At 54.3% G+C, this 13,801-nt stretch carries 7 protein-coding genes and 2 tRNA genes; 6 read left to right on the top strand and 3 right to left on the bottom strand.

Translation table 11 applies throughout. The features are described 5' to 3' along the window. The first annotated feature begins 96 nt into the window (after nt 1–96). The 3 genes from ptrA to recD are packed head-to-tail and all read left to right on the top strand — an operon-like array spanning nt 97 to nt 8,355. Complete coding sequence (ptrA, locus tag QEN31_RS04300) at nt 97–2,985, top strand: pitrilysin (RefSeq protein WP_001138242.1); 2,889 nt, start codon at nt 97–99, stop codon at nt 2,983–2,985. Next, complete coding sequence (gene recB, locus QEN31_RS04305) at nt 2,978–6,523, top strand: exodeoxyribonuclease V subunit beta (protein WP_001000536.1); 3,546 nt, start codon at nt 2,978–2,980, stop codon at nt 6,521–6,523. The genes ptrA and recB overlap by 8 nt, the downstream gene beginning before the upstream one ends. Further along, on the top strand, nt 6,520–8,355 hold the full coding sequence (gene recD / locus QEN31_RS04310) for an exodeoxyribonuclease V subunit alpha (protein ID WP_000155146.1): 1,836 nt from the start codon (nt 6,520–6,522) through the stop codon (nt 8,353–8,355). The genes recB and recD overlap by 4 nt, the downstream gene beginning before the upstream one ends. 102 nt (nt 8,356–8,457) lie before the next feature. Here recD and argA read toward each other — a convergent pair whose 3' ends face one another. Then, nucleotides 8,458–9,789, bottom strand: coding sequence for an amino-acid N-acetyltransferase (argA, locus tag QEN31_RS04315; protein ID WP_000588968.1), 1,332 nt, complete (start codon nt 9,787–9,789; stop codon nt 8,458–8,460). 232 nt (nt 9,790–10,021) lie between these two features. Here argA and amiC point away from each other — a divergent pair, with 232 nt between their 5' ends. After that, the gene (gene amiC, locus QEN31_RS04320) at nt 10,022–11,275 is read left to right on the top strand and encodes an N-acetylmuramoyl-L-alanine amidase AmiC (protein ID WP_000011919.1); all 1,254 of its coding nucleotides are present in this window, start codon (nt 10,022–10,024) and stop codon (nt 11,273–11,275) included. 112 nt (nt 11,276–11,387) lie between these two features. Here the strand turns inward: amiC and QEN31_RS04325 are convergent. Continuing rightward, nucleotides 11,388–11,464 (bottom strand) — tRNA-Met (locus tag QEN31_RS04325). 29 nt (nt 11,465–11,493) lie between these two features. Beyond that, nucleotides 11,494–11,570 (bottom strand) — tRNA-Met (locus QEN31_RS04330). A 207-nt stretch (nt 11,571–11,777) separates the two neighbouring features. On the opposite strand from QEN31_RS04330, the gene mltA reads away from it, so the two are divergent. Both mltA and tcdA read left to right on the top strand, forming a co-directional pair. Further along, the gene (gene mltA / locus QEN31_RS04335; protein WP_000678621.1) at nt 11,778–12,875 is read left to right on the top strand and encodes a murein transglycosylase A; all 1,098 of its coding nucleotides are present in this window, start codon (nt 11,778–11,780) and stop codon (nt 12,873–12,875) included. A 109-nt stretch (nt 12,876–12,984) separates the two neighbouring features. Then, nucleotides 12,985–13,791, top strand: a complete 807-nt coding sequence (tcdA, locus tag QEN31_RS04340) for a tRNA cyclic N6-threonylcarbamoyladenosine(37) synthase TcdA (protein ID WP_000117748.1) — start codon at nt 12,985–12,987, stop codon at nt 13,789–13,791. Nucleotides 13,792–13,801: the final 10 nt, after the last annotated feature.

Below are 13,801 nucleotides of genomic sequence, written 5' to 3' on the forward strand. Positions count from 1 at the left end.
CCTGGTTCAGCACAATAATATCCCGTTCTGCTCAGGTCGATGGTTTACGTGGCCATACAGATGAGTGGGAATGAAAGTTAATGATGAGGTCCGTGAATGCCCCGCAGCACCTGGTTCAAAGCGTTATTGTTATTGGTCGCCCTCTGGGGGCCTGCAGTTCAGGCGGATATCGGTTGGCAACCGCTGCAAGAAACTATCCGTAAAAGCGATAAAGATACCCGGCAGTATCAGGCGATACGTCTTGATAATGACATGGTGGTGTTGCTGGTATCCGATCCGCAGGCTGTAAAGTCGCTTTCAGCGTTAGTGGTACCCGTTGGATCGCTTGAAGATCCTGAGGCTCATCAGGGGCTTGCTCATTATCTTGAGCATATGTGCCTGATGGGGTCAAAAAAATATCCGCAGGCGGATAGCCTTGCCGAATACCTTAAAAGACATGGCGGTAGCCACAACGCCAGCACCGCGCCTTATCGAACAGCCTTCTACCTGGAGGTTGAAAACGACGCGCTACCAGGCGCCGTAGATCGCCTGGCCGACGCCATTGCCGCGCCATTGCTCGATAAAAAGTATGCCGAACGCGAACGAAACGCGGTGAATGCCGAGCTGACGATGGCGCGCACCCGCGACGGTATGCGTATGGCGCAGGTAAGCGCCGAAACCATTAACCCGGCGCATCCAGGCTCGCACTTTTCTGGCGGCAATCTGGAAACGTTAAGCGATAAGCCGGGAAATCCGGTGCAACAGGCGTTGATCGCTTTTCATGAAAAATACTATTCATCTAATCTGATGAAGGCAGTGATTTACAGTAATAAACCCTTGCCGGAACTGGCGAGTATTGCCGCCGCAACCTATGGCCGCGTGCCGAATAAACAGATTAAAAAACCGGAAATTACCGTACCTGTCATCACCGAGGCGCAGAAGGGTATCATTATTCATTACGTGCCGGCACTACCGCGTAAAGTGCTGCGCGTGGAGTTTCGTATTGATAACAATAGCGCGCAGTTCCGCAGCAAGACCGATGAACTGGTCTCTTATCTAATTGGCAATCGTAGCCCAGGGACGCTCTCTGACTGGCTGCAAAAACAAGGACTGGTCGAAGGTATTAGCGCGGATTCCGATCCGATTGTTAATGGTAACAGCGGCGTATTTGCCATTTCGGCAACGCTGACCGATAAAGGTTTGGCCAATCGTGATGAAGTTGTCGCAGCTATCTTCAGCTATCTCAATACGTTACGTGAAAAAGGGATAGACAAACGTTACTTTGACGAGCTGGCGCATGTGCTGGATCTCGACTTCCGCTATCCGTCGATTACCCGCGATATGGACTATGTCGAATGGCTGGCGGACACTATGATCCGCGTCCCGGTAGCGCATACGCTGGATGCGGCGAATATCGCCGATCGTTACGATCCTGCCGCTATCAAAAATCGCCTGGCGATGATGACGCCGCAGAATGCGCGCATCTGGTACATCAGTCCCCAGGAACCCCATAATAAGACGGCGTATTTTGTGGATGCGCCTTATCAGGTCGATAAGATTAGCGAACAGGCGTTTAAAAACTGGCAGCAAAAAGCACAGGGCATTGCGTTGTCGCTGCCGGAGTTAAACCCCTATATTCCTGATGATTTCACGCTTGTTAAGAATGACAAAAACTACGTGCGGCCAGAACTGATTGTCGATAAAGCGGATTTGCGCGTGGTTTATGCGCCGAGTCGTTATTTCGCCAGCGAGCCAAAAGCTGACGTGAGCGTGGTATTGCGTAATCCGCAGGCGATGGACAGCGCCCGCAATCAGGTACTGTTCGCCCTTAATGATTATCTGGCGGGAATGGCGCTCGATCAGCTCAGCAACCAGGCGGCAGTGGGCGGCATTAGCTTTTCCACTAACGCCAACAATGGTCTGATGGTCACTGCGAACGGTTATACCCAGCGTTTACCGCAGCTTTTCCTGGCGTTGCTGGAAGGATATTTTAGCTACGACGCCACGGAGGAACAGCTGGCGCAGGCGAAATCCTGGTATACGCAGATGATGGATTCTGCGGAGAAGGGAAAAGCCTACGAACAGGCGATTATGCCGGTGCAGATGATTTCGCAGGTGCCTTATTTTTCCCGTGATGAACGTCGCGCTTTGCTGCCGTCCATTACGTTGAAAGAGGTGATGGCCTATCGTAATGCGTTAAAAACGGGCGCTCGTCCGGAATTTCTGGTTATAGGAAATATGAGCGAAGCCCAGGCGACCTCTCTGGCGCAAGATGTCCAAAAACAGCTCGCGGCGAACGGATCGGCGTGGTGTCGTAACAAAGACGTGGTGGTTGAGAAAAAGCAGTCCGTAATATTTGAAAAAGCGGGCAGTAGCACCGACTCCGCGTTAGCCGCGGTCTTTGTCCCGGTCGGCTACGACGAGTATGTCAGCGCCGCCTACAGCGCGATGTTAGGTCAGATTGTTCAACCGTGGTTTTACAATCAGCTACGAACCGAAGAGCAACTGGGATACGCCGTTTTCGCCTTTCCGATGAGCGTTGGCCGTCAGTGGGGAATGGGATTCCTGCTACAGAGCAACGATAAACAGCCCTCTTACCTGTGGCAACGCTATCAGGCATTTTTCCCTGACGCCGAGGCGAAGCTGAGGGCGATGAAGCCGGAAGAGTTCGCCCAAATTCAGCAGGCGATCATTACGCAAATGCGCCAGGCGCCGCAAACGTTGGGCGAAGAAGCATCCCGCTTAAGCAAGGATTTCGATCGGGGTAATATGCGCTTTGACTCGCGTGATAAAATCATCGCTCAGATAAAATTGCTGACGCCACAAAAGCTTGCCGACTTCTTCCACCAGGCGGTGGTGGAACCACAAGGTATGGCAATATTGTCACAGATTGCCGGTAGCCAGAATGGAAAAGCAGAATACGTGCATCCGACAGGCTGGAAAGTGTGGGATAACGTCAGCGCATTGCAGCAAACGTTACCTCTAATGAGCGAAAAGAATGAATGATGTCGCCGAGACTCTTGATCCTCTACGCTTGCCCCTGACAGGCGAGCGTCTGATTGAAGCATCAGCGGGCACAGGCAAAACGTTTACTATCGCGGCGCTGTATCTGCGGTTATTGCTCGGTTTAGGCGGCAGTGCCGCATTTCCCCGTCCGTTGACCGTTGAAGAACTGCTGGTGGTAACCTTTACGGAGGCCGCCACTGAAGAGCTGCGTGGGCGAATCCGCAGTAATATCCATGAGTTGCGCATCGCCTGTCTGCGGGAAAGCACGGATAATCCGCTGTATGCCCGCTTGCTGGAAGAAATTAGCGATAAAAAGCAGGCCGCGCAGTGGTTATTACTGGCGGAACGACAAATGGACGAGGCCGCGGTCTTTACCATCCACGGTTTTTGCCAGCGTATGCTCAGCCTGAACGCTTTCGAATCCGGTATGTTGTTTGAGCAACAGCTTATTGAAGACGAATCTTTGTTGCGTTATCAGGCCTGCGCCGATTTCTGGCGGCGTCATTGCTATCCGCTGCCGCGCGACATCGCGCAGGTGGTGTTTGACGTGTGGAAGGGACCGAAGGCGCTCTTAAAGGATATCGATCGTTATCTGCAGGGCGAAGCGCCGGTCATTAAAGCGCCGCCATCGCAGGAGGAGACGCTGGCATCGCGTCATGAACAGATCCTGGCGCGCATCAACCAGGTGAAGCAGCAGTGGTGTGAGGCGGTTAGCGAGCTGGACGCGCTGATCGAATCATCCGGCATCGATCGCAGAAAATTCAACCGCGGCAATCAGGCGAAATGGATCGAAAAGATCACCGCGTGGGCGCAAGAAGAGACGAAAAACTATCAATTACCCGAGGCGTTGGGAAAATTTTCACAGCGTTTTTTAGCTGAGCGCACCAAAGCTGGCGGCGTGACGCCCCAGCACCCATTGTTTGTCGCCATCGATAACCTGTTAGGCGAACCGCTATCGATTAAAGATCTGGTTCTTACCCGAGCGCTCTCAGAGATCCGTGAAACGGTGGCTCAGGAAAAACGCCGGCGCGGCGAGCTGGGGTTTGACGATATGCTCAGCCGTTTAGATACCGCGCTGCGTAGTGAAAGCGGCGAGGCGCTGGCTGCGGCGATTCGTACCCGTTTTCCGGTGGCGATGATCGATGAATTTCAGGATACCGACCCACAACAGTACCGTATTTTTCGCCGTATCTGGCGACATCAACCCGATACGGCGCTATTGCTGATTGGCGATCCTAAACAGGCGATTTATGCGTTTCGTGGCGCGGATATCTTTACCTACATGAAGGCTCGCAGCGAAGTGAGCGCGCACTATACGCTTGACACTAACTGGCGCTCCGCGCCGGGGATGGTGAATAGCGTTAACAAGCTGTTCAGTCAGATGAACGACGCCTTTATGTTCCGCGATATTCCCTTCAGTCCGGTAAAGTTTGCGCCCAGAAACCAGTCGCTGCAATTTAAAGTGAATGACGCGCCTCAACCGGCGATGACCCTGTGGCTAATGGAGGGGGAAAGCTGCGGTTCGGGCGATTATCAAAGTTATATGGCGCAGGTGTGCGCCACGCAAATTCGCGACTGGCTGCGTGCCGGGCAAACGGGCGACGCGCTGCTGACGAACGGCGATTCGTCGCGGCCCGTTCGCGCCTCGGATATCAGCGTGCTGGTGCGCAGCAGGCGGGAAGCCGCGCTGATACGGGATGCGCTGACCTTACTGGCGATCCCCTCCGTCTATCTTTCTAACCGCGACAGCGTATTCGAAACGCTCGAAGCGCAGGAAATGCTGTGGGTGTTGCAGGCGGTGATGGCGCCCGAACGTGAGAATACGCTGCGTAGCGCTCTGGCGACATCAATGATGGGCCTTACCGCGCTGGATATCGAAACGCTTAACAATGATGAAAATGCGTGGGATGCGGTTGTTGAAGAGTTTGATGGCTACCGACAGATTTGGCATAAACGCGGCGTGATGCCTATGCTGCGCGCGCTAATGTCGGCGCGCAATATTGCTGAAAACCTGCTGGCGACGGCGGGAGGCGAACGTCGGCTGACGGATATTCTGCATATTAGCGAACTGTTACAGGAAGCCGGTTCGCAGCTGGAAAGCGAACATGCGCTGGTGCGTTGGCTGGCGCAACATATCCTTGAACCCGATAGCAATGCTTCCAGCCAGCAACTACGTCTGGAAAGCGATAAGCATCTGGTGCAAATCGTCACCATTCATAAATCGAAAGGTCTGGAATACCCGCTGGTCTGGTTACCTTTTATCACCCATTTCCGCGTGCAGGACCAGGCTTTTTATCACGACAGGCACTCCTACGAGGCGGTGCTGGACCTTAGTCACGCCGAAGAGAGCGTAGCACTGGCGGAAGCCGAGCGCCTGGCGGAAGACCTGCGCCTACTTTATGTCGCGCTGACTCGTGCAGTGTGGCATTGCAGCCTCGGCGTCGCGCCGCTGGTGCGGCGTCGCAGTGATAAGAAAGGCGAGACGGATGTGCACCAAAGCGCGCTTGGGCGACTCCTGCAAAAAGGCGAACCGATGGATGCCGCAGGCCTTCGCGCCTGTATTGAGGCGCTATGCGACGAGGATATCGTGTGTCGAACGCCAGGCAATACGGATAACGACCGCTGGCAAATTGCCGCTGCATCGCACGCGGAACTCAGCGCCAGAACGCTGCAACGCCTGCTTTATGATAGCTGGCGCGTCACCAGTTATTCCGGTTTGCAGCAGCGGGGACATAGCGTGGCGCAAGATCTTATTCCTCGTCTCGACATTGACGCCGCAGGCGTTGGCGAAGCGGCGGAAGCGCCGGCAATGACGCCGCATCACTTTCCTCGCGGGGCATCGCCGGGAACATTTTTGCACAGCCTGTTTGAAGAGCTTGATTTTACTCAACCGATAGACCCCCAATGGGTACAGGAAAAACTGGAGCTGAGTGGTTTTGAAACGCGATGGGAGCCCGTACTTACCCGCTGGCTGGACACCGTGTTACACGTTCCCCTTAACGAGACGGGCGTTAGTCTGAGCGTGCTGACCGAGCGTGAAAAACAGGTCGAAATGGAGTTTTATCTGCCGATTGCCCAGCCGCTTACCGCCGGAGAGCTGGATGCGTTGATTCGTCGGTACGACCCGCTTTCAGCAGGTTGCCCTGCGCTGGATTTCATGCAGGTTCGCGGCATGTTAAAGGGCTTTATCGACCTGGTTTTTCGTTATGAGGGGCGCTATTACCTGCTCGACTATAAATCTAACTGGCTGGGCGAGGATAGCGCCGCTTATACCCAGACGGCGATGGCTGCGGCGATGCAGGCGCATCGCTATGATTTGCAGTACCAGCTTTATACGCTGGCATTGCACCGTTACCTTCGTCATCGCATGGCGAATTACGACTATGAACGCCATTTCGGCGGTGTCATCTATCTCTTTTTACGCGGGGTGGATAGCGAACGTCCGCAGCAGGGTATTTTTACCACTCGTCCTGCGGCGGCGTTAATTAACCAACTGGATGATATGTTTGCAGGTGAAATGAGTGAGGAGGCGCAATGACAATCCAGGAGCGGTTGCTGGAGGCCGTTGAACAAAAACTCTTACGGCCCATTGATGCCCAGTTTGCTTTAACCGTCGCCGGTAACGACGATCCCGCCGTGACGCTGGCGGCAGCGCTGCTTAGTCATGACGCAGGTGAAGGTCACGTGTGTCTGCCGTTGTCGCGTTTAACGTTAACGGAGGAGGCGCATCCCTTACTGGTCGCCTGGATAAGCGAAACGCCTACGCCAATCGACTGGAAAAAGCGGTTACTGGCGTCTGCGGCGGTTAGCTGCGGCGATAGCCCCGCGCCGTTAATTCTGTGCGGCGATCGTCTCTACCTGAATCGCATGTGGTGCAACGAACGTACGGTTGCGCGCTTTTTTAACGAGGTTAACCAGGCCATCGCCGTAGATGAAGATCAGTTATCCCGTATTCTGGACGCGCTATTCCCTCCGACAGAGGAGGTGAACTGGCAAAAGGTGGCCGCCGCCGTAGCGCTAACTCGCCGTATCTCCGTGATTTCAGGCGGTCCCGGTACCGGTAAAACCACCACCGTCGCGAAGCTGCTGGCGGCATTAATTCAAATGGCGGATGGCGAACGTTGCCGTATCCGGCTGGCGGCGCCGACCGGGAAAGCGGCCGCACGCCTGACGGAGTCGCTCGGCGCGGCGTTGCGTCAGCTTCCTCTTACCGATGCGCAGAAAAAGCGTATACCGGAGGACGCCAGTACGCTGCACCGACTGCTGGGCGCACAGCCCGGCAGCCAGCGATTACGCCATCATGCGGGCAACCCGCTGCATCTGGACGTGCTGGTGGTCGATGAAGCATCAATGATTGATTTGCCGATGATGTCACGTTTGATTGACGCTCTGCCGCCGCACGGGCGGGTCATTTTTCTTGGCGATCGCGATCAGTTGGCATCCGTTGAGGCGGGCGCTGTGTTGGGCGATATTTGCGCCTATGTCAACGCAGGGTTTACGGCGGAACGCGCCCGACAGCTAAGTCGACTCACAGGGAGCGCCATTCCGGCGGGGGCCGGAATGCAAGCCGCGTCTTTACGCGATAGCCTCTGTTTATTGCAAAAGAGCTACCGTTTCGGCAGCGATTCTGGCATCGGCAAGCTGGCGGCGGCGATTAACTGCGGCGACAGGTCGGCAATCCAGGCTGTTTTTCAGCAGGGGTTTAGCGATATAGAGAAGCGTACATTGCAAAGCAGCGACGATTATGCCGGGATGCTGGATGAAGCGCTGGCGGGCTATGGTCGCTACCTGCGGTTGCTGCATGAAAAAGCGGCGCCGGAGGCAATCCTTCAGGCTTTCAATGAGTATCAACTGCTTTGTGCGCTGCGCGAAGGCCCATTTGGCGTGAGGGGACTGAATGACCGCATTGAGCAGGCGATGGTGCAGCAACGAAAAATTCAGCGGCATCCGCACTCTCGCTGGTATGAAGGGCGTCCGGTAATGATTGCGCGCAACGATAGCGCGCTGGGGTTATTTAACGGCGATATTGGTATTGCGCTCGATCGCGGGCAGGGGTTACGCGTCTGGTTTGTGATGCCGGACGGCACGATCAAGTCCGTTCAGCCCAGCCGTCTGCCGGAACATGATACAACCTGGGCGATGACGGTACATAAATCACAGGGGTCTGAATTTGATCACGCCGCGCTGATTTTACCCAGCCAACGTTCGCCGGTCGTGACGCGGGAGCTGGTGTATACCGCTGTTACGCGGGCGCGGCGGCGGTTATCGCTGTATGCCGATGAACGGATCCTGGCAGGCGCGATTGTGACGCGTACGGAGCGGCGCAGCGGGCTAGCCACCTTATTTGATGAAGTCAGTCGTACCGGATAAGACGAGTTCTCGCCGGATGGCGACGCGTAGCGTCTTATCCGGCCTCCAAATGATGCTTTCGAGCGTAGGCCTGATAAGCGCAGCGCCATCAGGCCCCCCTTGTTATCCTAAATCTGCCATCAGCACCTTTGAACGTCGCTGATAGTTATACATTTTTTTCTTGCTCTCAGGCAGTAACTCTATATCGACAGGCGTAAAACCGCGCTCCTGGAACCAGTGAATACTGCGCGTCGTCAGAACAAACAATTTACGCAGCCCCATTTGCCGCGCCTGGGCGGCAACCCGCTCCAGAAGCACTTCTCCACGCGATGAGCTGCGGTAATCCGGATGTACCGCTACGCAGGCCATTTCGCCTATTTTCTCATCCACAAAAGGATACAGCGCCGCGCAGGCGATAGTCATATTATCGCGCTGAATAATGGTAAATTTATCGATCTCCATCTCCAGTTGTTCACGGGAACGGCGTACCAGAATGCCCTGCTGTTCCAGTGGGCGGATAAGCTCCAGAATACCGCCAATATCGTTGATGGTGGCGCGGCGGATCTGCTCGGCGCTCTCCATGACGATCTGCGTACCGATACCATCACGCGAGAACAATTCCTGTAATAGCGAGCCATCTTCCTGATAGCTGATCAGATGGCAACGACGAACGCCGCTACGACAGGCTTTTACCGCGCCGCGCAAAAAACGTACGGTTCCGGAGTTGTAATCGCCCTGCGCTTCCAACTCTTCCACCCGCGCCTGCGCTTCATTCGGGAAGAGTTCAGAAATGATGCCGCCCTCGCTATTGGTAACGCCCTGAGAAGAACAGAAACCGATCATTTTTTCCGCTTTCAGTTTAACGGCGAGTTGAGTGGCAATCTCTTCTGAAGTCAGATTAAAACTTTCGCCGGTCACTGAGACGGCGACCGGCCCCATCAGAACGATCGCGCCGTTATCCAACTGGCGGTTGATCGCATCTTCATCAATGCGCCGGATACGGCCGCTATGACAGTAGTCCACGCCATCATCAACGCCCAGCGGCTGCGCAATGGTGAAATTGCCGCTGACGACATTAATGTGCGCGCCCTGCAACGGCGTATTGTTCAGACTCATCGACAGACGGGCGGTAATATCAAGCTGGAGTAAACCGGCGGCCTGTTTCACCAGCTCCAGTGTTTTGGCGTCCGTCACCCGTGTGTTTTTGTGGTAGATCGGTTCATGATGATGCGCGGCCAGATTGGCGTCGATTTGCGGTCGCGCGCCATACACCACGACAAGGCGAATACCGAGGCTATGCAGTAGCCCGATATCGCTAACGATGCTGGAAAAATTGTCATGCTCAATGGCTTCGCCGCCGAGCATAATGACAAAGGTTTTTCCGCGATGGGTGTTGATATAGGGAACTGAATGGCGAAACCCTTCTACCAGTTCGGTTTTACGTTCCTTTATCATTGCGCGCCCCACTAGTGAATTATTATTCGAAATTAGTGTATTTTTATTCTGTTTTTACCCTCTGTGCAAGCGTAAATTTTATGCGGTCCGATCGCTTTTCTTAGTAATGCCGTGAATATAAAAAGAATGTTTACCCTTTTATAGATGACAGATTATGCGTCATTCGCTAAAGTTTCCGGTCAATTTGGATGAACTTTGTATGATCTCTATTTAGTTTTTGCTCGGGAGAAGCATGTCGGGAGCCAATTCAGCAATCAGCCGTCGCCGTTTACTACAAGGCGCGGGCGCCATGTGGCTATTAAGCGTGAGCCAGGTCGGGCTGGCTGCCGTAAGCCAGGTCGTTGCGGTGCGTATCTGGCCTGCGTCCAGCTATACCCGCGTCACGGTAGAGTCGAATCGTCTGCTGAAATATAAACAATTTGCCTTAAGTAACCCGGACCGCGTGGTAGTAGATATTGAGGATGTGAATCTGAACTCGGTGCTTAAAGGCATTGGCGCGCAGATTCGCAGCGACGATCCGTATATCAAATCCGCAAGGGTAGGGCAGTTTGATCCTAAGACTGTGCGTATGGTCTTTGAGCTAAAACAAAACGTGAAGCCGCAGCTATTTGCGCTGGCGCCTGTGGCAGGCTTTAAAGAACGTCTGGTGATGGATCTTTATCCTGCCAATGCGCAGGATATGCAGGATCCGCTGCTGGCGCTGCTGGAAGACTACAATAAAGGCGATCTGGATAAGCAGGTGCCGCCTTCGCAAAGCGGGCCGCAGCCCGGTAAAGCGGGGCGCGACCGCCCCATTGTTATTATGCTTGATCCGGGACACGGCGGCGAAGACCCCGGCGCGATAGGCAAATACAAAACGCGTGAAAAAGACGTGGTGCTCCAGATAGCCCGCCGCCTGCGCGCGTTGATCGAAAAAGAAGGCAACATGAAGGTCTATATGACGCGCAATGAAGACATCTTCATTCCGTTAAAAGTCCGGGTGGCGAAAGCGCAGAAACAGCGCGCCGACCTGTTTGTCTCTATTCATGCGGATGCCTTCACCAGCCGGCAGCCTAGCGGTTCATCCGTATTCGCGCTATCGACCAAAGGCGCCACCAGTACCGCGGCGAAATATCTGGCGCAAACGCAGAACGCCTCGGACTTAATTGGCGGCGTGAGCAAAAGCGGTGACCGTTATGTCGACCATACGATGTTCGATATGGTGCAATCGCTGACCATTGCCGATAGTTTGAAATTCGGTAAAGCGGTGTTGAAGCAGCTTGGTAAAATTAATGACCTGCATAAAAACAAGGTCGAGCAGGCGGGGTTTGCGGTGTTAAAGGCGCCCGATATTCCGTCTATTCTGGTCGAGACGGCGTTTATCAGTAACATTGAAGAAGAACGCAAGCTCAAGACTGCGACGTTCCAGCAACAGGTCGCAGAGTCGATTCTGGCGGGCATTAAAGCGTATTTTGCCGATGGGGCGACGCTGGCGAGAAGAAGTTAACCTGAGATGACGGCGAGTTTATTGCGCGGGTAAGTAGGATGCTGCTGCCCGCACTGTCGTTGCGGACCAGACGACAGATACAAAAAAACACCCGTAAGGGTGTTCATTAAGTTGGTTGCGGGGGCCGGATTTGAACCGACGACCTTCGGGTTATGAGCCCGACGAGCTACCAGGCTGCTCCACCCCGCGTCCGTCTAAACTTGCATTCTCATTGTAATTGGTTGCGGGGGCCGGATTTGAACCGACGACCTTCGGGTTATGAGCCCGACGAGCTACCAGGCTGCTCCACCCCGCGTCCGTGGATGCGCACTATACTCCGCTGAGCTTTTGTTGCAACCCTTTTTTCATATAAATCGCTAATTTCTCATGAATTGCGCAAATACACCGCAGATAGCGCGATTTTTAAACGAATTTACATAATGAGATCGCGATCGCATTTCATTACTTCGGACGGTTTGTTATCTTCACCGGGCACTTTCGATTACGCAGAAGACGAGACACCATGAAAGGACGTTGGGCAAAATATGTGGCGACAGGCGTAATGCTGGCAATGCTGGCTGCCTGTTCATCAAAACCGACCGATCGCGGTCAGCAATATAAGGACGGGAAATTTACCCAGCCCTTCTCCCTGGTAAACCAGCCGGACGCAGTGGGTGCGCCGATTAATGCTGGTGACTTTGCCGAGCAGGTCGACCAGATCCGTTCCGCGTCGCCGCGTTTATACACCAATCAAAGCAACGTCTATAACGCTGTCCAGAACTGGTTACGTTCCGGAGGCGATACGCGCACTATGCGCCAGTTTGGTATCGATGCCTGGCAGATGGAAGGCACCGACAACTACGGTAACGTCCAGTTCACGGGCTACTATACGCCCGTCGTTCAGGCTCGCCATACGCGCCAGGGCGCGTTCCAGTACCCTATCTATAGTATGCCGCCAAAACGCGGGCGCTTACCGTCCCGCGCCCAGATCTACGCAGGCGCGCTGAGCGATAAGTACATCCTGGCCTGGAGTAATTCGCTGATGGATAACTTTATTATGGATGTCCAGGGCAGCGGTTATATTGATTTCGGTGATGGTAGTCCGCTGAACTTCTTTAGTTATGCCGGTAAAAATGGCTGGCCTTATCGCAGTATTGGTAAAGTGCTTATCGATCGCGGTGAAGTGAAAAAAGAAGATATGTCGATGCAGGCTATACGCGAATGGGGAGAGAAGCACAGCGAAGCGGAAGTGCGTGAATTACTGGAGCAGAACCCGTCGTTCGTCTTCTTTAAGCCGCAATCTTTTGCGCCGGTCAAAGGTGCCAGCGCTGTACCGCTGATTGGGCGAGCATCCGTCGCCTCCGACCGCAGCATCATTCCGCCTGGCACGACCTTGTTGGCGGAAGTACCGTTGCTGGATAACAACGGTAAATTTAGCGGTCAGTATGAGCTACGTTTGATGGTCGCGCTGGATGTCGGCGGAGCGATTAAAGGCCAGCACTTTGATATTTACCAGGGGATCGGCCCGGATGCCGGACATCGTGCCGGATGGTATAATCACTATGGTCGCGTCTGGGTGTTAAAAAGCGCGCCGGGCGCCGGTAACGTGTTTAGCGGCTGATTGTGGTATTCTGCGACAACCGGATTGCCCGATAACGCGATCGCTATCGGGCCTGAAAATAGTGAGCAGGGGTGAGGAATAACCTCACCTTTTTTTATTCTGAGGTCATATGTCAGTGGTGATAAGTGATGCCTGGCGCCAACGCTTTGGCGGCACCGCGCGTCTGTACGGTGAAAAAGCGCTGCAGCGGTTTGCTGAGGCGCATATCTGCGTCGTAGGAATCGGCGGGGTGGGATCATGGGCGGCAGAGGCGCTGGCGCGTACGGGCATCGGCGCGATTACGCTGATTGATATGGACGATGTCTGCGTGACCAATACGAACCGTCAGATCCATGCGTTGCGTGATAACGTCGGGTTGGCGAAAGCGGAAGTGATGGCCGAACGGATTCGGCAAATTAACCCGGAGTGCCGGGTAACGGTTATCGATGATTTCATCACGCCGGATAATGTGGCGGGTTATATGAACGCGGGTTTTACCTATGTCATTGACGCCATTGACAGCGTTCGTCCAAAAGCCGCGCTGATTGCGTACTGTCGCCGATATAAGGTTCCTTTAGTGACCACTGGCGGCGCAGGCGGGCAGATCGATCCGACACAAATCCAGGTCGCTGATTTGGCGAAAACCATCCAGGATCCGCTGGCGGCAAAACTGCGTGAGAGATTGAAACATAATTTTGGCGTAGTGAAGAACAGTAAAGGTAAGCTGGGCGTGGACTGTGTTTTTTCCACCGAAGCGCTGGTTTACCCACAGGCGGACGGTTCCGTATGCGCGATGAAAGCTACCGCAGAAGGGCCAAAACGGATGGATTGCGCCTCTGGCTTCGGCGCGGCGACGATGGTGACGGCAACGTTCGGTTTTGTCGCCGTTTCCCATGCGCTGAAGAAGATCATGGCTAAAGCGGCGCGACAAGAATAAAAGGACGGGG

It is taken from the genome of Salmonella sp. SA15303 (genome assembly GCF_029962125.1).
Taxonomy (GTDB): Bacteria; Pseudomonadota; Gammaproteobacteria; order Enterobacterales; family Enterobacteriaceae; genus Salmonella; species Salmonella enterica.

Excerpts from the sequence above, each read along its gene's own strand:
- ptrA (WP_001138242.1), top strand. The coding sequence starts at position 97 with ATGCCCCGCAGCACCTGGTTCAAAGCGTTATTGTTATTGGTCGCCCTC.
- recB (WP_001000536.1), top strand. The coding sequence starts at position 2,978 with ATGAATGATGTCGCCGAGACTCTTGATCCTCTACGCTTGCCCCTGACA.
- recD (WP_000155146.1), top strand. The coding sequence starts at position 6,520 with ATGACAATCCAGGAGCGGTTGCTGGAGGCCGTTGAACAAAAACTCTTA.
- argA (WP_000588968.1), bottom strand. The coding sequence starts at position 9,789 with ATGATAAAGGAACGTAAAACCGAACTGGTAGAAGGGTTTCGCCATTCA.
- amiC (WP_000011919.1), top strand. The coding sequence starts at position 10,022 with ATGTCGGGAGCCAATTCAGCAATCAGCCGTCGCCGTTTACTACAAGGC.
- mltA (WP_000678621.1), top strand. The coding sequence starts at position 11,778 with ATGAAAGGACGTTGGGCAAAATATGTGGCGACAGGCGTAATGCTGGCA.
- tcdA (WP_000117748.1), top strand. The coding sequence starts at position 12,985 with ATGTCAGTGGTGATAAGTGATGCCTGGCGCCAACGCTTTGGCGGCACC.